6 protein-coding genes are annotated in these 24202 nt (G+C 69.3%); 3 read left to right on the top strand and 3 right to left on the bottom strand.

From position 1 onward, the window contains the following. Positions 1 to 3 precede the first annotated feature (3 nt). On the bottom strand, positions 4 to 189 hold the full coding sequence (locus DI276_RS23050; protein ID WP_112266658.1) for a hypothetical protein: 186 nt from the start codon (positions 187 to 189) through the stop codon (positions 4 to 6). Here DI276_RS23050 and DI276_RS23055 point away from each other — a divergent pair. The 3 genes from DI276_RS23055 to DI276_RS23065 all read left to right on the top strand — a co-directional run bounded on the left by DI276_RS23055 (position 188) and on the right by DI276_RS23065 (position 21900). Then, positions 188 to 20266, top strand: a complete 20079-nt coding sequence (locus tag DI276_RS23055; protein ID WP_112266660.1) for a hypothetical protein — start codon at positions 188 to 190, stop codon at positions 20264 to 20266. The genes DI276_RS23050 and DI276_RS23055 overlap by 2 nt on opposite strands. A gap of 10 nt (positions 20267 to 20276) precedes the next feature. After that, complete coding sequence (locus DI276_RS23060) at positions 20277 to 21158, top strand: XRE family transcriptional regulator (protein WP_232836852.1); 882 nt, start codon at positions 20277 to 20279, stop codon at positions 21156 to 21158. Between the two features lie 385 nt (positions 21159 to 21543). After that, a complete protein-coding gene (locus tag DI276_RS23065) occupies positions 21544 to 21900 on the top strand; it encodes a proprotein convertase P-domain-containing protein (RefSeq protein WP_112266664.1) in 357 nt (118 codons plus the stop codon). A gap of 78 nt (positions 21901 to 21978) precedes the next feature. On the opposite strand, the gene DI276_RS23070 is transcribed toward DI276_RS23065, so the two are convergent. Together DI276_RS23070 and DI276_RS51175 are read right to left on the bottom strand one after the other, a co-directional pair. Continuing rightward, positions 21979 to 22653, bottom strand: coding sequence for an RlpA-like double-psi beta-barrel domain-containing protein (locus DI276_RS23070; RefSeq protein WP_408610573.1), 675 nt, complete (start codon positions 22651 to 22653; stop codon positions 21979 to 21981). 966 nt (positions 22654 to 23619) lie between these two features. After that, positions 23620 to 24202, bottom strand: a 583-nt coding sequence (locus tag DI276_RS51175; RefSeq protein ID WP_198680834.1) for an HNH endonuclease signature motif containing protein, incomplete at its 5' end; no start/stop codon positions are given.

A 24202-nucleotide genomic window follows, 5' to 3' on the forward strand; every position in this document is an offset into this window, starting at 1 on the left:
TCCTCAGCCGGGACCCCGCCGACCCTGCTTGTTCTGACGCAGCACTGGAGAAAAGCCGCTCATGGCCAAGGGGAACACGAATCCCACACCGCCGCCGTCGTCGTCGAACCCGAACCCGACGCCGAGCCCGACGCCGTCGCCCACGGGTACCGGCGGTGGTGGTCCCACCGGCAACAGCGGCTTCTCCATGAGCGACTCCTCGATGCAGGGGTTGCAGAACAAGGCAGGGGACCTGGGGTCCCGGCTGTCGGCCATCTCCAGCGGCCTGCGCGGCCTGAACTTCAGCGGCAACGCACTGGGCCCCATCGGCCTGTTCGCCGTGCCGGCGCTCAACGCGTCGAACGACAACGCCATCTCCCAGGCCGACAAGGGCGCCAAGGCGTTCACCGACGTCCAGTCGAAACTGAAGGCCACGCTCGAAACGCACGTGCAGACCGACACGAAGATCGGTCAGGACCTCAAGTCCGTCGACACGAGCACCAACGCCAAGCCGCCACCCGGCGCGGCCAACACGACGCTCGGCAACAACACGCAGGGCGGCCCCAAGGTCCAGGGCCCGGGCACGATCGCGGGCGGCACCGGCTACACCGGTGGCGGGCAGAAGGGCCCCGGCGGCGGCCCGGTCGCCCCACCACCGAACGTCAAGGGCGGCACCGGTCCCGTCGGCACCGGAGGCTCGAAGGCACCCGGCGGCGGCCCGGTCGCCCCACCACCGAGCATCAAGGGCGGCACCGGACCTGTCGGCACCGGAGGCTCGAAAGCCCCTGCCGGCGGCCCGGCTGTGGGGGCGCCGCCGAACATCAAGGGCGGCGCCGGCCCGGTCAACAACCCCACCACCCCGGCGAACTTCGTGCCCAAGGACGTGAAGGTCCCGACCGGCCCGACCGGCGGTCCGATCGGTGCCGGTCCCGTCGGCGGCCCGGTCGGCGCTACGCCGGGGTCGAGGCCGAACACGCCAGGCGGCGGAGCCAAGGGCCCAGCCAACTTCACCCCCAAGGACGTCAAGGTCCCCACCGGCCCGACCGCCGGTCCCATCGGCGGCCCGGTCGGCGCCACGCCGGGGTCCAGGCCCAACACGCCAGGCGGCGGAGCCAAGGGCCCAGCCAACTTCACCCCCAAAGACGTCAAAGTCCCCACCGGCCCCACCGCCGGTGCCACGCCGGGTTCCAACACGCCGGGCGGAGGAGCCAAGGGCCCAGCCAACTTCGTCCCCAAGGACGTCAAGGTCCCCACCGGCCCGACCGCCACACCACCCGGCCCGCAGAGCGCAGTGACGTCTCCGTCCACGGGCGCCGGTCCGCGCAACTTCACCCCGACGGCCGGCGCCACCCCCGGCGCAGGCATGGGTGCCGCTCCACCGATGGCTCCCGGCGGCACTCCAGCCGCAGGCGCACCAGCCGACCGCAGCACCAAGTACAACGCCCCCGGCAGCGGCGGCAAGGGCGTGTTCGACGCCCCCAAGCCCGCCACCCCGGACACCATCTCCAAGGCCCCCAAGGACTCGAGCGCCACGCCGGGTCCGGCTCCAACCTCGACACCGGGTGCGGGCACGACGCCCAAGCCCGGCGGCGTTCCAACCACGCCCGGCGCAACCCCGGGCTCAGCTCCGACCGTGCCCCCAGGCGCGACCCCAGGTTCGACGCCGACCACACCCGGCCAGCAAACCGCCGTAACCGCGCCGTCCCAAAGCGGCCCGCGCGGCGCCACCCCAACGCCGACCGCTCCCGCAGCAACCCCCGGCGCCATGCCGCCCGCCGCACCACCCGCAGCCGCCCCACCGCCCGGCGCCACGGGCACCGACCGAACCAGCAAGTACACCGGCGGAACGGGCGCGGGCAAGGGCGTGTTCGACGCCCCCAAGCCCCCCACCCCCGACAACACCATCACCAGGGCTCCGGGCACCTCGCCGTCCACCCCACCCCCGGCCCCGAAGCCAACCTCGTTCACGCCGCCACCGGCCACCGTGCCGCCGACGTCGACGAGCACGCCATCACCGACTCCGGCCACGCCGCCGGTGAACACGCCAGGCGCCAACCCGAACACGGCATCACCCAACCAGGCACGCCCGACCCCAGCCGCGCCGCCGGTGAACGCACCTTCGCCAAATGCACCGTCGTCGGCGAACACCCCGTCGCCCAGGCCGGATACCGCGCCCTCCGCCCAGACGCCCAAGGCAGACACGGCTCCGCCCGCTCAGACGCGTCCCGCACCGTCGCCGACGCCCAGTCCGAGCACCAACGTCCCGCCGGTCAACACGCCGTCACCCAAGCCGGAAACCAACGTCCCGCCGGCGAACACCCCGCCGGTCAACGCGCCCAAGCCGGACACGAACGTTCCCCCGGCCAACACTGCGTCGCCCAAGCCCGAGACGAACGCTCCGCCGGCTCAGACGAAGCCCACGCCGGACACGAACACGGCTCCGCCTGCTCAGACGCGTCCCGCTCCAGCGCCTGCCGTCAACGCGCCGCCCGCGAACGTCCCAGCGGCCAACGTCCCAGCGGCGAACACGCCGAACCCGAACTGGCCCAACACGAACACGCCGCCACCGGCAGCCCCAGCGGCCGGGCCACGCGCCGTGCCCGGCGGTTGGATGCCGGACACCGATACCGGCCAGAAGACTCCTGCGGCGGCTCCGGTCACAGACACCACCAACGTCAATGCCATGTGGCCCCCGGCCGGTCCGCGGCCGGGCAGTGTGCCCAACGTCCCCGGTGTCGTGGGCCCGCCCCAGGGCATCTTCGCCCCCAACCGGCCCGCCGCGGACGCACTGCGCCCAATCGCCGAAGCATCACCACCCGCGCAACCGCGCCCCACGCCGACCACCCCCCAGCCTCCTGCCGTCCAGCCGGAGAAGAAGCCGTTCGAACCGCCCAAGCCGGGACCGTCGCCTGACCCCTTCCCCGTCGAGCCGATCAAGGCATCCCCCAACCTGCTCGACCTGCTCGACCCCCGCGGATACCCCGGCACCACCAATCACAACTCCCCCGGCAACTACAAAGCCGACGCCGCCTGGCCCGCCACCACCATCGACGGCAAACCCTGGGCCGACCTGCAAAACCTCACGCCCGAGGAAAGCAGGAAGTGGATCGACAAACTGCGCAACGTCCTGGCCTCCAAACCAGACGGCGCGTTCTTCTGGTCCGGCAACTACTACGACTCCGACGGCAACCGCATCTCGGTCATGAACGAAGCCGAGTACATGGCCAAAGCCGACGGACGCAACACCCTCGAAGGCACACTCGACGACAAAGCCATCAAACTCCCCGGATGGGGCAACACCTCACCCGAAGGCAAAGCGGTGTGGGACAGCGTGTCCGCCAGTCTCGCACACGGCGCCAGCGGTGACGTCTACGTCCTGCTCGGCCCGTCAAGGCGGCCCGACAACGTCTTCCACATGACCGAATTCCCCATCCTCCAACAAAACCCCAACGTCAACAGGGTCATCACCATCGACGTCCACACCAAAGAAGAGACGGTGATCTACACAGCCAACACCCCACCAGCACCAGACAACACCGACACGCGGTCCGCACCCCCGATGCCCGGCGACATCGGCACATCGCCGGACGCCGACACCAAGCCGGACACCAAGCCGGACACCGACACGGACACCAACGCGTCCGCCCAGAACACCCAACCGCAGAACAACCAGGCGCAGAACACCCCCGCGCCGAACACCACGGCCGACAACGGCCCGGCGCCGACCAGGGACGCCCCGGTGACCCCGCCGCCGGCCCCGCCCGCGCGGGAGCCGAACCTGAACCCCGACGGCACCCGCAAGGACGTGCCGAAGGTCGGCGCCCCGCCGGCCATGACCCCGCCGACCCCGGAGTCGCACCAGGGCAAGGACGTCCTCACCGACGGCTCGTGGCGCCACGACCCGGCGAAGACCGCGGACTGGTCGAACCCGAGCAACCCGGCCGACCGCAGCACCTGGGCCGACCGCCGCAACGACACCGACGTCCGCACCGTCGACGTCACGGTCCACGACGTCCGCACCGACAGCACACCGAGCAACATCAAGTCCTACCAAGGACTCATCAACTACGACCTGCGCCGCATCGAGACGACACCCGGCAACTTCGTCCAGGAATACACCGTCAAGGTGCACGTCGACCCCGCCGCGAACGTCGACCCGGACGCCGTGCAACAGGTCAAGGACAACGCCACCAACGGCGTCAACTCCCTGCTGAACCAGGGTTTCCGGCTGCCGAGCGGCGACCAGTTCCACCTCAACCTGGAGTTCACCGACAACGCGGCGGACGCGCACACCACCATCAAGGTCGACCCGGACAACCCCAACGTCGACCAAACCCACTGGAACCCGGACACCAGCCCCGAGGTCCTCGCCCACGAAACCCTGCACTACCTGGGCATCCCGGACGAGTACAAGGACACGTCCCGCGTCTTCCAGCAGCACGACACCAACTCCGGCGTCCACCAGAACGACGGCGGCCTCATGGGCGCCGACGTCCACCTGCCCGACCCCGGCATCCGGCCGCGCCACCTGTGGCTGATCGAAAACACCGCCAACAGCCAGGTCATGGTGCCCGACACCACGATCAACACACCCGGCCCCGCCACCGTGCCCCCGCCCGCCGACTGGAAACCGAACCCCAGCACCGAGACCGCTCCCACCCCGGCAACGGACCCGAGGCCCGACGCCGACACGCGGGCCATGCCGAAGCGCGACGCCTGGGACAGCGACAGCGACAGCGACGCGGAAACGGCGCCGGAGCAGAACAAGCGGCCCAAGCACGACGGCGCGCCGTTCGATCCGGGCAACGTCGCCGGTCCGTCCACAATCGACAGTGACGCCATGGACGTTGACCAGGACAGCCAGGTCGACGACCTCGCCAACGCGCTCAACGACCTGTCGCTGAGCAACGTCCAGTACAACCAGGCGTTCGCGAACCTGGCCAACGACGGCTTCGACCTGCCCACGAAGGACAACTACCTCGCCAAGCTCAAGGAGAGCGTCGAGGCCGACAAGCGTCCTTCCTTCGTGGTCAACATGATCGTGAGCCACACCGAGCTGGGCAAGATCAACGACGTCATCAACTCGATCACCGCCGACGCCGGGCCCACCGGCAAGGACATGGTGTTCGTCGTCGGTGTCAACGGCCCCAACGGTTCGGCCGCCACCATCGACGCCAGCATCACCCAGGCCAACAACAGCGTCTCCGGCAGGCCCGAGCCGATCGCGCTCGTGCCGTTGCCGACGTTCGACCCGGCGAAGGGCTTCCCCTTCGGCACCATGCGCAACGAGACGATGCACAGCCCTGCCACGACGTTCGCCATCGGCGCGATGAACGGCAAGGACACGCATCCGTACATCTCGTTCCAGGACTTCGACACCGGCTCGCGCAAGGTCACCGGCGACCAGAAGGACATCTTCAACCACTTCAAGGACTCGCTGAACCCGCCGGGTGCAGGCCCGATCCGGCCGGTGCTGTACTCGGGTGGTTACCGCGTCGGCGACCCGGCCGCGCTCGTCAACGACACGCAGACGCGCATCGACAAAGAGCGCGCCAAGATCAACAACGACCCCAAGCTGTCCGCGGACAAGAAGGCGGAGAAACTCGAGGAACTGCGCGTCGCGGAACAGCAGATCCGGCAGCCGGACTTCGCCGAGAAGTTCCAGCAGGCGATGAGCGACGACATGGACGCGCGCAGCCGCCAGAAGGACTCGGCGCCGCTGCTGCCGTACTCGCCGGAGCCCAACCTCTTCATCGACGCGAGCGTCACCGTCGTCGCACCCGACGTCAAGTTCAGCAAGGACGCCAACGAGTTCGGCGGTCTGAGCCAGTCGATCAACCAGTTCGCCGGCAACGAGATCGCCGAGATCCACCAGAACCAGCTGCCGAAGCCGGAGTTCACCGAGGACGTCAAGCAGGCCAAGGCGCAGCTCGAAGCCGACATCGCGGCCCAGGGCGGCAAGCCGAGCCCCGCCCAGGCCCAGGTGCTGGCCTCGCTCGACGCCGAGATCAAGGCCAAGGATGCACGCGCCGCGGCCGACCCCGGCTTCAAGGACAGCTCCGCACAGCTCGTCGTCGACGCCGGCATCGAGGTCGACCTCAAGACCAACCGGAACCCCTACCGCGGCGAGAACTTCACCAGCGACTTCGTCAACGGCGCGGTGGGCACCGACCTGTCCCGCCTCGCGCTCGGGTTCGCCAAGAGCGAGGGCAAGTCGTGGCCGCAGTCGCACGTCGCGCTCACCTCGGTCACCAGCCGCATGTACGCCGGTGTCCCGGACGCGACCGGCAAGCTCGACCCGCAGGCCGACCGCGCGGCCAAGTCCGACGTGTCCGGCGCGAAGATCCGCGACGAGTTCCAGGACCGCAAGCCCGGCAAGGACGGCACGCCGAACCCGAAGAACAAACCGCACAGCGAGCGCGAGGCCCAGCAGCTCAAGGTCCACGGCGACCAGCCGACGGGCGGCTGGAACCCGTCGGACGCCGACGCGAAGAAGCTCGGTGTGCAGGACAAGAACACCCTCAGCACGGCGGTCTCCGCGCCCGTCGCGGGTCACGGACACATGGGCATCGACCCGACGGCCAAGAACGAGAAGATGGCCGCGATGCTCAACCTGGCGTTGTCGTCGAACACGAGCAACGTCACCCGCACCTTCGGCACGCTGGAGCACGGCGTCCTGCCGATCGCCGATCCGCCGCGGCAGGACGGCATGTTCAACGCCGTGCACGACGCAATGGTCAAGGACGCCAAGGCGAACCCGCCCGGCGCCAAGAAGGGCAAGCCCGCTCCGGAGATCAAGTCGGCGACGGACCTGCGCGCCGGCGCGATCCAGAAGGGCTCGATCGCCTCCCCCGCGATCACCAAGCAGATCGCGAACTTCCGCCAGGAGCACGGCCTCGAGAACGGCCACCTGGTCAACGCGCTCATCGAGCCGAACGCGGCACCGCAGGCCGACACCACGGCCCAGGAGATCGACGCCGACAAGATCGCCGACAACGCCAAGGCGGCCAAGGCGGAGGAGCTGGCCGCCAAGCTGCTCGCGACGGAGATCGGCCGGCCGCTGACCATCCACGGCCCCAACGGACCGCAGACCTTCGAGCCGTTCTACGAGCCCAGGCCGGAGACCAACTCGAAGTCCAAGCCTGCGGACATCAAGAAGGCGGAGAACTGGAGGCCGCCGGCCTTCCCGCCACCGCTCGAGCTCGACGCGCACCCACAGCCGAACGGCAAGACGCATTTCACGCCGCACGACCTGGGTGAAGGCCCGTCGCACCGGGCCGCACCGCCGGCGCCCGACACCCAGACACCGGACGTGGAGACGCGCCCGGCACCGCAACGGCCGACGCCGAACCCGGTCATCCCGATGACCACCACGGCCCCGCAACCGGTGGGCCAGGTCCCGAACACGAACCTGCCGAGCTTCTTCCAGGACAACAAGGCACTGGGTTCGATCACGCCGACGGACGTGCGCGGCGCGGACGCGGTGGTCAACGAGATCCAGGGCATCAAGCCGGACGACCAGGCGCGCATCAAGAACTCGCTGGAGAACGACTTCGAGACGTTCCTGGGCAACGGCCGCAACTTCCAGGTGAAGATCGGCAACGCCTGGTTCGAGGCGAACGTCCGCGCCGAGATGCACGCGGACACCAACACGGCTGTGCAGGACGCGGCCGACACCAAGGTGGACAAGAACTTCCAGGCCGCCGCGGCCTCCACCACCACGAACACCATCGCGACGGCCAACGACGTCGGCGCCTCGGCGACGGCCGGTGTCGCCATGGGCCCGTACGGCTCGCTGGGCGGCAAGGCCGCGCTCGCCACGCCCGCGGTGTCGCAGGCGACCACGAACACCACGACCGAGCAGCGCGCGATCAAGGGGTCGGACGACGGCTCCAAGAAGGTCACGGTGCCGGTCTCGTTCGAGATCACGGTCACCGACGCGGCCGGCAACCCCAGGCAGTTCGCGACGCTGAACAGCGGCCCGGACGTCACGCTGCAGGTCCCGACCGACCTCAGCACGATCGTCGACTCCGGCAAGTCGTCCGACGTGGTCACCCCGACCGACGCGGCCTGGGGCACGAAGGTCGAGAACGCGGTGCCGGAAGCCGTGGTGGTCAACGACTCCGGGAAGGCGTTCAACGACGTCGCGGCGAAGCTGCACCCGTCGATCACGAAGGTCGGCTCGCCCGGACGCGAGGCGCTGCAGAACTTCCTGAGCCCGACGTCGATCCGCAACAACCTGCCCGCGATGCTCGGCGGCTTCGTCACCTCGCCCGACCTGATCAGCCCGCACGCCAGCAAGGGCGGCGCGGTGCAGATGACGGCGACGCTGAAGGACGCGAAGCTCGTCGGCACGCACGACAACGCGGCGCTGGACCTGAAGGACACCTCTGCCTGGGGCAGCAGTGTGTCCGCGACCACCAAGACCGGCTTCGACGTCACCGCGGGCTTCGGCGGCAACATCGGTGTGCCGGGCCAGGTCGGCGGCACGGTCGGCGCCACCGCCACCTACTCCGCGCGCACCGCGGAAGGCGTGAACGCGGGGACCAGCTCCAGCCGCAAGACCGGCATCGGTGTCAAGAACGAGACGGGCCTCTACGAGGTCACCGCCGAGGTCGAGGTGCGCACGCCCGCGGGCGACAGCGTCAAGATCCCGGTCACCACGCACATGCGGATGGGCCTGCACGAGGCCGGCGCGGTCGGTCTGCCGACGCCAGACGGCACCAGGAACACGATCACCGACGCGGCCACCGCGGACACCAAGTTCCTGCCGCCCTACCTCGCCGACACGCTCGCCGCCGGCAACGCCAAGGTCGGCGAGTTCGTGCCGGCCACCAAGGTGCAGGGCCAGGTCGAGGGCGCGCTGCGGGACCTGCCCGGCTTCGGGAAGTTCCTGCCGCAGTGGAACAACCCGGACGCGAACCCGCGCAGCGGCAAGGGCCAGAGCTTCGCCGACGTCGCCGAGCAGCTCGCGAACCAGCGCAAGCTGACCGCGAACCTCTCCCCCGCCGCGTTGAAGGCGAACATGGACAGCCTGCTCGGTCCCGGCGTCCAGGTGCAGCTGAAGAACTCCGGCAAGACCACGAACACCTACGTCAACGTCACCGTCAAGGCGAAGCTGACCAACCCGAAGCACCTCGGCCAGGCCGACGCGCGCCCGGTCAGCGACTCGACCACCACCGGTCCGAAGCTGGACGCGAACACCAGCACCACCAAGGGCTGGACCGGTGGCGTGCAGGGCCGGGTCAACATCCCGGTCAAGACCGGGGTCGCCTCGCTCACCCCGGCGCCGCAGGTCGGCGCGTCCTACACCCACTCGTGGACGGACAAGACGACGGCCGGACCGGCGGTCAGCAGCACGTCGGCGAACCCCGGCAGCCCGGACGCCCAGGTGTTCCAGCAGGACGTGGAGTTCGAGGTCGAGATCACCTCGTTCACCCGGCCGCGCACGTGGGTGCGCAACATCGTGCCCGGCGCGCCGGGATTCCACTCGCCAGAGGTGAAGACGGTCGCCAAGACCGGCGCCGGTCTGGACAAGATCGACGGCAAGGTCAACCTGTGGGTGTCGGACGGCTCGACGCTGAAGACCAATCCCGGCAACGGTTTCAAGCCCGGTGACCCGCGGTCGACCAAGATCGAGAACTCGCCGACCGTCAAGGACCTGCTGAACCCCAAGGAAGCGCGCCCGAAGTCGCCGGAGTTCCTGCACGTCGAAGCCGTCGCGAACACGACGGCGTTGCGGGACCAGGCGATCGACGCGCTCAACCGTGCCGCGAACGGCGACTCGGCGCTGACCGTGCCGGGCACCGCGTCCCGTGCCCAGATCGACAAGATGTTCTCCCCGGAGAACATCAAGGCGAACCTGCAGCGGCTGGTCGACACCGGCATCCAGGAGCAGGGCCTCAAGTACGACCGCCGCGTCACCGACCGTTCCGGCGCCATCGGCATATCCGTGAAGCTGGGCGAGGCGAAGCTGGTGTCCATTTCGGACACCACCGGCACGGACAACTCGGTCAGCGGCGGCTACAAGGCCGGAGAATCGTCGTCGACCAGCCGGTCCGTCGACCTCACGGCCGGCATCAACGTGCCGGTGCGCCCCAACGTCACCCCGCCGCCCGCCGGCACGCCGTCGCAGCCCAGCGGGTCCGGCGGTGCCGCGGTCACCGGCAAGGTGACGCCGTGGTCGGACAGCAAGACGGAGTCGAACGAGATCGGCGGCAACGTCGACCGCGGCAAGACCACCCCCGGTGACGCGCGGACCGTGCTGGTCCAGATCGACGCCGAGTTCACCATCGTCGGCGAGAGCCGGGCGGGGAACTTCGTGCACGGCGGCACGCCGAACGCCGAGGGCGTCACGGTGAACATGCCGAAGTCCGTGTTCGTGCGGGTGTCCGAAGACGTGGCGCGCGAACTCGGCGCCCTGCCCACCGTGACGCCGAACGTGCCCAAGCCGGACTTCCCGAAGATGGCGCCGCCGTCGACGGTGGCGGTCGGCGAGCCGGGTGCGCTCGGTCTGTCCAATGTGGAGTCTGTGCCGAACCTGTCCGGTGTGGTCAACGACCTCACGAGCAAGCTCGCCACGAACACCAAGAAGTTCGGCAGCGACGCGCTGGTTCCGGACTCGGTGCTCGAGGACTCGATGAGCAACCTGCAGCGCATCGTCGACCTGAACTCGCCGGCCAGCGTCAAGGCGATGATCGACAGCGCGCTGGACGGCGGTGTGCCGCTGCTGGTGCACCAGCCGGGCACGTTCGGCAAGGACTCCTACCAGGTCACGTTGCGGGCCAAGGCGGGCGAGCCGAAGTTCGACCAGGTCGTCAACGACGGCGTCGACATGTCCCACAACTCCGGCGGCTCCCGCAAGGAGAGCTCCGGCCAGGGCCGCGGCACCGGCTGGGGTGTCGGCGTGCGGGCACCGGGTCTGGCCGCGCCGGGCAGCGCGAACCCGAAGGTCTCCGGCACCGCGGGCGCCAGCGTCGGCGCCAACATCGGTGGCGGCAAGAGCAGTTCGGTGACGACCTCGACGCAGGAGGCGTTCAGCCACACCCGCACGGCGAGCGGACCGGCGGCGCAGTACACCGTGCCGGTCGAGTTCGAGCTCGTCGTCGAAAAGGGCTCGAAGGAGATCGCGAAAGCCGAGAGCGGCCGGCAGGAGATGGTGGTCCGCACGCACGCGGACAACCAGAAGGTCTCCCAGCCGACGTCCGGCCGCGGCAACCCGCAGCCGTACATGTCGGCCGCCAGCAGGCGCGGCAGCGAGTTCGGCACTCCGGAGGCGACGTTCGCGTTCCAGCAGGACAGCCGTGCCACGCAGCTGCCGGCGACCGCGTCGGTGGAGAACCTGCGCGGCGCCAAGGACCTGCGCGACGCAGCGGTGAAGGCGTTGACGGAAGCCGGCGCGGGCAAGGGCCTCACCGGCAAGGGCACCGGCGCGGTGAACAGCCTGTTCTCCACGCTGAGCCCGGAGAACCTGCAGCCGCACCTGCCGTCGATGCTGTCCGGCCCGCTTCCCGTGCCCGGCCTGAAGGAGGCCGCGCTGACGTTCGGGCAGGACGCCGACGTCAAGGTCTACGCGAAGCTGGTGAACCCGCAGCTGGGTTCGCTGAGCGACAGCGTCAAGATCGAGAACCCGCTGACCACGAAGACGACCGAGACCTCCGGCGAGGCCAAGGTGTCCGAGACCGCCGACGTGTCGGTCGGTCTCGCGCAGGGCAGCGCGGCGGTCAAGCAGGGCACCGACCCGAAGGACACCGTCAACTTCGGCACGGGCGGCGTCGAGGCACGGCACGCGGGCGAGGACTCCGCCGCGGTGTCCGGCGGCCCCGCGCAGGCCGAGGGCGGCAACATCAAGCCTGCCGATGCCTCGCGGACCGGCCTGGTGCAGTTCGACGTCGAGTACCGCGTGGTCGCGACCATCGGTGGCAAGACCGGTGTCGTCGACCTGACCGTGCCCGGTTCGGCTGGTGTGCGCATGCCTGCCACCGAGGTCGAGACCGTGCTGAAGCACGACCTCGGCGACTCGCTGAAGGACGCGCAGACCGAGGTCAAGAAGGCGGCCGACGACTGGCGCACCGCCGAGCAGACCGTCGAGACGGCCCGCCACGAGGCTCAGGACGCGATCAACGAGGCCGCGGCCGTGCTGGCGAGGACCGACCAGCCGCTGGGCAACGCCGCAACGGCGTTGAACACGGCGATCGACGCGCACCTGGACGCCGAGGCGAAGCTCCCGCCGCTGGAGGCCGCGGCTGCTGCGACGCAGGCCGACGTGGCCCGCACCCGCGCCACGATCCAGGAGCTCAACCCGCAGATCACGTCGTTGAGCCAGGATGCCCTGTCCACAAAGGACGCCCTCGACGACGCCCAGATCGAGGGCGCTCCCCAGGCCGAGCTGGACCGGTTGAGCCAGGAGGCCGACGCCGCGCACACGGCGCTGACCGACGCCCAGCAGCAGCTCACCGACGCCCACGCCGACCTCGACACCCAGCGCAAGGCGGCCGCCGACGCGCGCGCCGCACTGCAGGCACAGCAACAGGTCGTCGCTCAGGCCGACCGTGCCCGCGCCGATGCCGAGGCCGCGCACCAGCAGCTCGCGGACGAACGGGCCGCAGCCGAGAAGGCGATCACGGACGCGGAGACCAAGCTCGACGACGCCCGCCGCACTGCGGACGCCAAGCAGCAGGCCTGGTGGGACGCCAAGGCGAACGTGGACCGCGAGGTCGATGCCTTCAACACGGCTTCGTCGACGCCGCCGCCGGTGCCGCCGAAGGACACCGCCGCGGGCACGTCCACCGACACCGCTGCTGACGTCGACGAGAGGCCGCTGCCGCCGACGCCGCAGCCGGACACCGAGACGACCGGCAACGCGTCCGGCGGCACCTCCGCCAGCGCGAATGCCGGCCTCGACCAGAAGCCGTTGCCGCCGTTGCCACCGAACTCCTCCGCAGCGGAGACCAACAGGAGTGGAGCCGAGGCGAGCACGTCCCGCCAAGCCCCGCCGCCGGCACCTCCCGCCCCGCCCGCTCCCCCGGCGCCGAACACCGGCACCAAGTCCAGCACCGACGCCAAGTCCGAGGCACCGCCGAAGAAGGTCCGCAGCGGCGGCGCACCGCCCGCGACGACCCCGCCCACCCCGGAGTCCCACCAGGGCAAGAACGTCCTCACCGACGAGTCGTGGCGGCACGACCCCGCGCGGACCGCGGACTGGTTCGCCCCCAGCGACCCGGCCGACCGCAGCACCTGGGCCGACCGAAGGGACAACGAGAACGTCCGCACGGTCAGCCAGGTCGTCCACGACGTCCGCACCGACAGCACGCCGAGCAACCTCAAGTCCTACAAGGGACTCATCAACTACGACCTGCGCCGCATCGAGACGAGCCCCGGCAACTTCGTGCAGGAGTACACCGTCAAGGTGCACCTCGACGCGGCGAAGGACGTCGGCCCCGAGGTCGTCGAGCAGGTCAAGCGGGACGCCGCCAAGGGTGTGCACGACCTGCTGAACCAGGGGTACCGGCTGCCCAGCGGGGACCAGTTCCACCTCAACCTCGAGTTCACCCCGACCAAGGCGGAGGCGCACACCAGCGTCAAGGTCGACCCGGACAACCCGAACGTCGACCAGACCCACTGGCAGCCCGGCACGTCGCCCGAGGTCCTGGCCCACGAGACGTTGCACTACCTCGGCGTGCCCGACGAGTACAGCGACACGTCGCGGGTCTTCCAGCAGCACGACACGAACTCCGGCGTGCACCAGGACGACGGCGGCATGATGGGCACCGACGTCCACCTGGACAACCCCGGGCTGCGGCCGCGGCACCTGTGGCTGGTCGAGCGCACCGCCACCAGCCAGGTCATGGTGCCCGACACCACGATCAACCCGGCCGGCCCGGCCACCGTGCCGCCGCCGCCCGGCTGGACGCCGTCCGCAGACACCAAGTCGGACACCAGGACCGGGACGCACCACAACACGGACGTCGAGGGCGACACCCGCCCGATGAAGCGCCCGCGCGACGAGAACAGCAGCGCCAACGACCGCAAGTCCAAGCGCACGGCCGGCGCGCAGACGTGGGCCGACCCGGGCAACGTCACCCCCATCATCGAGGTGCCGTCCATCGGCAGGGCGAACTTCCGGTACAACCAGGCGTTCGCCGACCTGGTGAACAGCACCAGCCCCGAGCTGCCGACGAAGGACTCCTACCTCGGCAAGCTCAAGGAGAGCGTCGACGAGAACAAGCAGCCGTCGTTCGTCGTCAACATGATCGTCAGCCACGCGAAGCTGAACGAGGTCGGCAACGACATCGAAGCCGTCGTCCAGAGCATCACGGCGGACGCGGGCGACCTGAAGAACAACATGGTCTTCGTGGTCGGCGTGAACGGCAAGGCCGCTGACAAGGCCGCCATCAGGCAGGCCATCGACACGGCCAACGCCAAGATCGCCGGCCGGCCCGAGGCCATCGCGCTGGTGCCGCTGGACAACCCCGCGCCGACCGGCAAAACGGTCACCTTCCCCTACGGGAAGATGCGCAACGAGACGATGACCAGCACGGCCACCAAGTACGCGGTCGGCGCGATGTTGGACAAGGGCTCGCACCCCTACATCTCGATCCAGGACTTCGACACCGGCTCGCGCAAGGTGACCGGCAACGAGACCGACATCTTCAACCACTTCACGGAATCGCTGAACACGGACGTCGGTCCCGTCCGGCCGCTGATGTTCGCGGGTGGCTACCGGGTCGACAACGTCCCCAAGTTCCTGTCCGACATCAACGACCGCATCGTCGCGGAGCAGCGCAAGCTCGACGAGGAGGCCCCAGGCCTCGCAGCCGAAAAAGCGGCCCTCCCGAAGAACAACCCCGACGCGCTCAAGGCGTACAAGAAGAAGCAGAACGCGCACGACAACGCCAACGCCGACCTCGTCAAGGCGAGGGCCTACGTCGTGCGGCCCGACTTCGTCGACCGGTTCCACCAGGCCATGCACGACGACATGGACGCGCGGGTCCGGCAGTCCGGCGTCAGCCCGCTGCTGCCGTACATGCCGGAGCCGAACCTGTTCGTCGACGCGGTCGTCCCGCTGGTCGACCCCGACGTCAAGTTCAGCGACAACGCCGCCGAGTTCAACGGCCTCAGCCAGTCGATGAACACGTTCGCGGCGACCGAGATCGTCGAGATCAACAAGCACAAGTCGTTCGCGGACATCAGCCCCGAGACGAAGGCGAACGCGGAGGCACTCCAGGCGGAGCTGCGGGAACGCGTCTCGGACATCGCGTCCGGGTCCGCTGTGGACGGCGCGACCAACCGCAACCCCTACCGCGGCCAGAGCTTCGCCACCGACTTCGTCCACGGGGCTGTCGGCACCGACCTGTCCCGGATCGGGCTGAGCTTCGCCAAGCAGGAGGGCGCGGACTGGGCTCAGTCGCACGTCAACTTCGACAGCGTGCCCGGCCGGTTCTTCGGCGGTCCTCCCGGCGCGGCGGACCGGGCGGCCAAGCAGGGCACGTCTCCCGCGAACATCCGCAGCGACTTCAAGTCCAAGCCACACCAAGAACGCGAGCCGCAGCAGGTCAAGTACCACACCTACACGGACCGGGACCCCCAGACGGGCCATCAGACGCACGTGTCCACCCAGGGCGGCTGGACGCCTTCCCCTGAGGACGCGCGCAAGCTCGGCTGGCAGGACAAGAACACGCTCGACAAGAACGTCTCGGTCCCGCTGAAGGACGGGTTCGGCTACTCGGGAATCGACCCCGAGGCGACGACCGACCCGACGGCGATGGACGTCGACGCACCGCCCGCCAAGGGTAAGAAGGGCAAGCAGCCCAAGAAGACCGCGGCGGAGAAGCGGGCGGAGGCGGCAGCCAGGGAAGCGCTGCTGCCCACGATCGACTCGCAGACCAAGCAGCACAAGATGGCCGCGATGCTGGACCTGGCGTTGTCGGACAACAACAGCGACGTGACCCGCACGTTCGGCACCCTCCAGGACGGCGTCCTGCCGCTCGCGCTCCCGCCGCGCCAGGACGGGCTGTTCACCGCAGTGCACCAGGCCATGGGCAGCCCCGCGAACCAGTCGCCGGAGAGCCTGCGGGAGGGTGCGGTGCAGCAGGGCTGGGACGCGTCGACCTCCACCACCACGGACATCGCGCGGTTCAAGCAGGAACACGACCTCGCGAACGGCCACCTGGTCGTCGCACTGGTCGAACCGGGCCCGGCACCCCGAACCGAGATCCACCCGAAGTTCGAGCCCGGCACTGGTGACGTCGCGGTCGACCACACCAGCACGCCCGGCGAGGACGTGACCGCGGAAGAGCTCGCGGAGCACGCCGCCGCCGACGCCGAGGCGACGGCGGAGGACCACGCGAAGACGGCCAAGGCCGAGGAGCTCGCGGTCAAGCTGCTCGCGACCGAGCTCGGCCGGCCGATCCGGGTCCACGGCACCGGCTGGCCTGCCGATGCGATCCAGCCGTTCGTCGAGAGCACGCAGCCGGCGCTGGACATCTACGCGCACGCGAACCCCAACGGCAAGACGAGCTTCAGCGCGCACCCCGAGCCCGGCCCGGCCACGCAGCTGGGGTCCGGCATGGCCGATCTGACCCTCGACAGCGACGTGGATGCCGACGGCGACACGGACATGGAGGTCAACGAGGACGTCGAGTCCCGTCCGGCACCTCCCCGGCCGGCACCGCAGCCTCCCTCGGCACCGGCTCTCGCGAGCCCTTCAACCCACACCGAACTGGACAACCGGCTCGCGGACCTCACCGCCAATGCCATGGCAACCGCGTCACCGATGGCCAAGCTCGTCGAGATGAAGCTGCAGTCCGACCCGCGCAAGTACGTGCAGTCCGAAGCGGGCCTGCATCTCCTGCACGCGTCGGTCGTCCTCGACACGAAGACCGACGAGATCGCCGACATGATCCGCGACCACGGCGTCGAGGCAGTCGCCCGCACCTTCAACAAGGCCTTCGAGCGGCCCATCATCGAAACCGCGCAGCTGCAGCAGTTCGCCGACATCAGCAACCCCGGCAACCGGGCCAAGTTCGACGAGTGGGCGCACCAGCTGTGGTCCACCGTCAACGGCGCGGACGGCCTGAACGCGGACCCGGACCAGGTCGCGGCCGACATCTTCAACCACGACAAGGGTTACAACCGCGCGTTCAACTTCGCGCAGGAGGCCGCGCTCGCCGGCATCATGGGCGCGCCGCCGCTCGCCGACGTCGTGAGCGGCCGTCCCGCGCCGGAAGCCGACGCGTCGTCCCAGGCGGCGTGGCTGTTCCAGGTGTTCTCCGAGGCGCAGATCATCACGGCGGACGGCACGGACCGCGCGTCGCAGTTCGGTGCTCTCGTCGAGCAGCACCGGGCAGACCTGGAGTCCAAGCTCGGGCCGTTGAGCGAGCAGCGCATCAAGGAGATGCGGCAGGAGCTCGTCGACATGGCGATGCTCGACGACGACATCGCCGCGCCGTCCGCTCCCCCGGTCGAGACCGCGACGGGCAGCCCGAACCCGTTGCACAGCACGGCGACCAGCGCGCCGTGGTTCGATCCGCAGCACCCGGTGTCCTCGCAGGCCATCGCCGACGCCCGCGCCACGACCCCGGCCACCAGCTGGGTGCGCGGCGAGGACAGCGGCGTGCTGGACAGCACGACGGTCGGGCCGCAGGGCATCAAGATGCAGGCCTGGCGCGGGCCGATCGCCTACGACAACCGCGTGCTGGACGTCGACGGCGTGCCGGTGCGGGACTTCACGGTCCGGCTGCACCTCGACCACGCGCCCGGCGACATCCAGGACCGCACCCGTGCGGGCGTCGAGGAGATGTTCAACCAGGGTTACCGGCTGCCGAGCGGCGAGCAGTTCCACGTCACGGTGGAGTTCACGGACAACCCGAACGACGCGCACGCCACGATCAACGTCACCGACGACCCCGAGGGCCGCGCGAACCAGCTGACCTGGCCGGCGCACACGGACTCGCGGCGGCTCGCGCACGAGGTCGGGCACTTCCTCGGCCTGCGCGACGAGTACCTCGAGACCGGTGCGGTGAAGCCGATCTTCCAGCACCAGGACGGCAAGGGACGCGTCGTCAACGACAACTCCCTCATGACCGCCGGGATCGACGCGCCGGACGCGACGCTCAAACCGCGGCACCTGGAGCTCGTCGAGAACCGGATGGCGGCGCTGCAGTCGCACAACCCGCCGCAGCCGACGACTGTCGACTCGGACCTGCCCGCACCGAACATGCCCAAGCGCGAGCGTCCGGACACAGTGGACGGTGACGCGAACAAGCGTCTCCGCGAGGACGCGGTCGCGCTGGTGAACGAGCGCGGCGTGCACAACGCGGCGTTCGGGAACCTGGCGAACGGGCGGACGCTGACGCCGATCACGGCAGCGAACTACCTGCAGCGCACCAAGGACAGCATCGCGAACAACGAGCCGCCGGCGTTCGTGGTCAGCATGATCGTCCGGGCGAGCGAGCTGAACCAGCTCGACGACGTCATCAACGGCGTCATGGCCAACACCGGCGACATGAACGGCCGCGTGGCGTTCGTGCTCGGCGTGAACGCGGCGTCGCAGCAGGACATCGACAACGCGCTGGCGGCCGCGGCACCGACGGTCAACGGCCGCACCGAGCCGATCGCCCTGGTGAGCGTTCCGCACGGGCCGAAAGGCTTCAAGTTCGGCCAGACCCGCAACGCGACGCTGCAGAGCAACGCGCACGAGTACGCGGTGACGGCGTTGGCGGCCAACGGAACCCACCCGTACGTGTCGATCATGGACTTCGACGCGGGCGACCGCAGGACGCGCGCGGGCGGACACGTCTTCAGCCACGTCGAGCAGCTCATGCACGCCGAGGAGGTTGGCCCGGCCGACGGTCCGGACATCCCGGCGCCGTTGCGTCCGTTGCTGGTCGGCGGCGGCTACCGCGTGGCCATCACGCCGGAGCAGCTGCATGCGGATGTGCTGGCGCGCATCGAGAGTGACTCGAAGACCACGGACGCGCAGAAGCAGATCTTCCGGGACAAGCTCGACGAGCCGGACTTCGCGGACCGCTTCGTGCACCTGATCGACGCGGACATGCACGCCCGCCGCAACCAGCAGGGCATCCACCCGTTGCTGCCCTACACGCCGGAACCGAACCTGTTCTTCGACGCGCTGGTCCCGCTCGCCGACCCGTCGGTGCAGTTCGGTGAGGGCGCGGCGGAGTTCGGGCAGCTGAGCTCGTCGCTCAACAAGTTCCACGCCGTGGAGATCGCCGGGCACTACGACCCGCGCACGCCGGAGGAGAAGGCCGGGACGGTCCCGACCGACACCGACAAGCTGGCCGCGGCAGCCGAGCTCGTCCGGGTGGACGTGCAGAACAACCGCGACCCCGTGCGCGGTCAGGCGTTCACCGCGGACTTCGTGTCGGGCGACACCGGCACGGACCTGTCCAGGATCGCCTACGGCCTGATCAAGGACGGCAAGCTGCCGCAGTCGCACACCGCGCTGCCGAACGTGAGCGAGCGGTTCTTCGACGGCAAGGCGGCCAAGCAGGGCACCAAGTTCGCCGACGAACGCGAGCGGCTCTCGACCGGTGAGCACCGGATCACCGAGCCGTTCCGCCCGCCGGCCGACGGGCAGACGTCCAGCACGTGGAACCCGCCGCGCAAGATGGAGACGCAGCTCGGCGCACCGGCGAAGAACCGGATGAGCCCGGCGGTGTCGGCGCCGCTGCCCGCGCCGTTCGGCCAGCAGCAGGCGGGTGTCCAGAAGGACCAGAAGGTCGTGGCGGCGCACGGGCTCGTGGCGTCCGATCACGTCAACAACACCCTGCGCCAGCTGCGGTACCTGAACGAGGACGTGCTGGTCCGCCAGCCTGTGCCGCCGACGACCAGGAACGGCCTCTACGCCGCGATCGGGCAGGCCAGGAACATCGACCCAGGCGTGTTGCGTCAGCAGGTGGTCAGCCTCGCGGCCACGCATCAGGCGGTGAGCAGGGCCGTCGCCGACTTCACCGTCAGCCGGCAGATGCACCAGGGCCATCTGGCCGGCGCGCTGGTGGAGAACGTGAACTGGCACATGCAGTCCGACGCCGGGGAGAACGCCGGCGCGGGCAACGCACGCGACCTGGTCGGGCACCTGATCGCGACCCAGCTGAGCGTGAACGTGCGGATCCACCAGGGCGGCGGCAACCCCGTGCTGCTCCGGCCGATGGGGCCGCCGTTCGAGGAGACGGTCGACATCGAGATGGTGCTGAACGGCCGCCAGGTGACCTATCGGCCACACCAGGGCCCTCAGGGGCTACACCAGGACGAACCGATGCTTTAGCGTGACGCGGGTGAACGAGTTCGCGGAGGCGCTCCGGTCGGCGATCACGAACCGTGGTCTCGGCCTGGAGCGACTCCGGGAACACCTCTCCCAGCACGGCGTGTCGGTGTCGCTCGCGACCCTGAGCTACTGGCAGACGGGCCGCAGCCGGCCGGAGCGCAAGAAGTCGCTGCAGGCCGTCGTCCACTTGGAACACATCCTGCAGGTGCCGCCTGGCCACCTCTCCGAGCTGCTCGGCCCACCCCGGCCGCGTGGCCGCTGGCTGCGCAGGGCTCCGGCGCCGATGTCGGCGTTCTGGCCGGCACCGTCCCAGGTCGAGCAGGCGCTGGACGACATGGAGACGCGCTGGGACGACCAGCTGATCCGGGTCAGCCAGCAGGACTTCGTGACCATCGGCGCCGACCGCACCGAGCGGTCGTTCCGCTCCAGGCAGGTGCTCTCGGCCTCGATGAACGGGCCCGACCGGTGGGTCGTGATCATGCACATCGACGAGCACGACCGGCCGTTGCCGGTGGTCAGGGCCCTGAAGAACTGCCAGATCGGGCGGCTGGTGCAGGACGAGGCGCAGGGTCTCCTGGTCGCCGAGCTGCTGTTCGACAAGGTGCTGCGCAAGGGCGAGAGCATCGTGATCGAACACGAGCTGGTGAACGTGGCGCCGTGTCCACTTGCGACGAACTACGAGCGCAAGTTCCGGCTGCCGGCCCGGGAGTACGTGCTGGAGGTGACCTTCGAAGGGGCGCCGCCTGCTTCGGTGGTTCAGCTCGCGGACAACACATCCGTGGATCCGAGCCGGACGTTGCTGGACGTCGCTCTCGACGTGCAGCCCGGAGTTCGCGGATTCAGCTGGTCTTGGGACGTAAAAGTGAAACAGGACTTAAAAGTTACACATTAACGCGGCACTCGTCGGCGATTTGGATTCGGGCCACCCTGCAACCAAGGAGGCCTTTCGCCATGAGGAAGGTTCTTGCCGTTTTCTGCGGCTTCGGGGTGGCGTTCGCGGTGCTCACCGCACCTGCCGCCACTGCCGATCCCGTCGCCGACGCATTGGCCCGTGATCTCGGGATCAGTGCCTCGGAAGCTCGCACGCGACTTGCCCAGCAAGCTCGTGCGCACGCTGTATCTGCTCGCTTGTCAGTTTCCGGCGCCGGACGTTGGTTCGACGCCGCTTCGGGCCGGTTGACGGTGGCGGTCACCCGTCCTGAGGATGCCGCCGCGGTGCGCGCTGCCGGGGCTGAGGCCCAGCTGGTGTCTCGGTCCGCGGCCGACCTTGCTGTTCTGTGCGCACTGGTTCTGGTGGCCGGACGTTCAGCAATGGCGAGGACTACCCGATCCGTGACTTCGAGGTCGCGGTCAGCCGGATCTCGTCTTCGGCTTCCGGTGCCGCTGCTGCTTCGGTGACCGTGCAGGTCGATGCGACGCACACGTGCGCGCAGGGCCTGAACATCACGCTGGTCGGGCCGAGCGGACAGTGGTATCCGCTGCAACGTTACGACGGCTATCCGTGCACTCCGTTGCAGCCCAAGGCGTTCACGGTTCGGGTGAACGAGCGGGCCGCCGGCACCTGGACGTTGCGCATCGGCGACAACGGGCCTGCTGACATCGGGCTGTTGTCAGGCTGGTCGATCACGGTGTAACTGCCGAGGACGGGTGTTCCCCTGCGCCTATCGGGGAACACCCGTCCTCAGTGGACTTCTTCTGGCCGATCTGCTGGATCAGCCGATCTTCTCGATCAGCGCCCGGCGGATCAGGAACTTGCCGGGCTCGCGGACCTGTTCGAAGGCCGCGTTGTTCAGCAGCGCACAGCTACCGGACACCGACGCCACCTTGACGGTCGTGGACTTGTTGTTGTCCAGGTTGGTGACCTTCAACGTGGTGCCGATCGGGAACTCGCCACTGGACGCGGCGGGCGCGCCACCCTCACCGGACAGCGTCACGGTGGACCCGTTGCAGACCTGCTGGCCGGACGCGCCGCCGTTGCCCTCGTTCGCCTCGGGCTTTTCCGGTGCGGGCTGGGCCGTGGCCTGGTTGCCGCCGTTGTTGCCCTGGTTCGCGTTGCCCTGGTTGGCCTCACCCTCGCAGCCCGCCGCCTCGCGTCGCTGCTGGATGAGGTCGACCACGGCCTGCCGGTTCGCGATGCGGGCCTCGGACTGCGCGTCCGGGTTGGCCTTCTGCCCGGCGATGAAGTTCAGGTTGTTCTGCAACGCCTTGTCCAGCCCACCACAGTCCTCACCGGACGTGGCGGCCTCACCCTTGGCGGGCTGCTGCGCCTGGACGTTGTTGCCACAGCCGGCCGCCTTGCGCCGCTGGTTGATCAGGTTGACCACCGCCTGCCGGTTGGCAATGCGAGCCTCCGACTGCGCGTCGGGATTCGCCTGCTGCCCGGCGATGAAGTTCAGGTTGTTCTGCAGGGCGGTGTCCAGTCCGCCGCAGTCCTCAGCCGCGTTCGAGTCGGTGCCGCTGAAGGCGAAGATGCCACCGGCGACAGCAGCGACCGCGAGCATGGCGCCCGCGCCGATCATGGCGGGCTTGCGGTGTCGAGCGCCCATTCGATTCTCCTCGGGGTGTTCATCGGTGTTGTACCGGTGACTACGGGGAGGTCACGGACGGGGTTCAAACCGGACTAGACCATGCACGCTTTTAAATGCATTTAAGGTTCTGCGTGATCGTGATCTTGCTGGTCAGGTGCGGTTCTTGCTGGTTTGGGCTTGGTTCGGTTCGTTGTTCGTTCGGGGACCAAGCAGGGTGATACCGGTGGCTGCGGTGGTCTGGTTGCGCCGTCGGTTGAGGGTCTGGCGTTCGACTGGATTCGACGCTGGCCGTGTTGGGCGTTCGACTGGACTTGGGTTGGTGTGTGCCGGTTTCAGCGGGGTTGGTCGCCTTCTGCGGTTTGGTCGCTTTGCGTTGGTGGTTGCGTGTGTCTTGACGGGTTTTGGTTGCGTCATCGCCGCTTCGCGACGATTGCGATTGGGGCTTGACTTCGGGGCCCTTTCGAGGCGCTGCGTCGGGCGGAAAAGGACGGATGCTTCGCAGCCGTCCGATCCGCGAAACGGTAGCACCTCGATCCCAAAGTCAAGCCCCAATCGCAGGCGTGCGTGGTTGCGTTGGCTGTTTAGGCTGCGGTCATTACCGGTTTCCCGCGTTGACAGAGCCCTGTCCGGCTCGCTGCGCATCGCCACACGGGGCGCCTTGGCTTCGCCTTCGGCCCGCGTTGCCATAGGAGTTCGGCTCGGCTTCGCCATCGCCGCTTGCCTTCGGCTTCGCGAGATATAGATGGAATCCTCGTGGCGCGCTCCCGGAATGGCGTCAGCGGGTATCGCCGACGTCCATTGCGGGCGAGCCCGTGGGCCCGCCCGTCATGCCGCTGCGGCGGCGTGGAGGAGGTTGCGTCTCGGCCTGCGTTGCGGGTCGAGCCACGCCGGGGCATAGAACGTGGGTATGCCGTGGACCATCCGCACTGTCCACTCGCTGTGATGGATCAGTGTGTGGTGGTGGCGGCACAGCAGCACCGCGTTGTCCACCGAGGTGACACCGCCGTCGGCCCAGTGATGGACATGGTGGGCGTCGCAGTGTTTCGGTGGTCTGCCGCAGCCGGGGAACGCGCAGCCGTGGTCGCGGGCGACCAGGATGCGGCGGATTCCGGCCGGGAAGGTGCGGGTCTTGCGGCCGATGTCCATCGGCTGCGACTTCTCCCCCAGGAGCAGCGGGATGATCCCTGCGTTGCAGGCCAACTGGCGGACCTGGGCGGCCGGGACACGTTCCTGGTTGTCCAGCGTGGCCTGGCCTACCTGAGCAGCCAGGTCGTCGTAGCGCATGGTCAGGGTCAGGGTGACCGGTTCGCCGCCGTGCTCAGGTAGCTGGTCGGCGCGCAGCATCAGGTCGATCAGCTCCGCCAGGGCGTCGCCTTCGCGTTCGGTGCGCGAGCGCAGGTCCGGGCCT

Source organism: Lentzea terrae (assembly GCF_003265345.1).
GTDB classification, from domain to species: Bacteria; Actinomycetota; Actinomycetes; order Mycobacteriales; family Pseudonocardiaceae; genus Lentzea; species Lentzea terrae.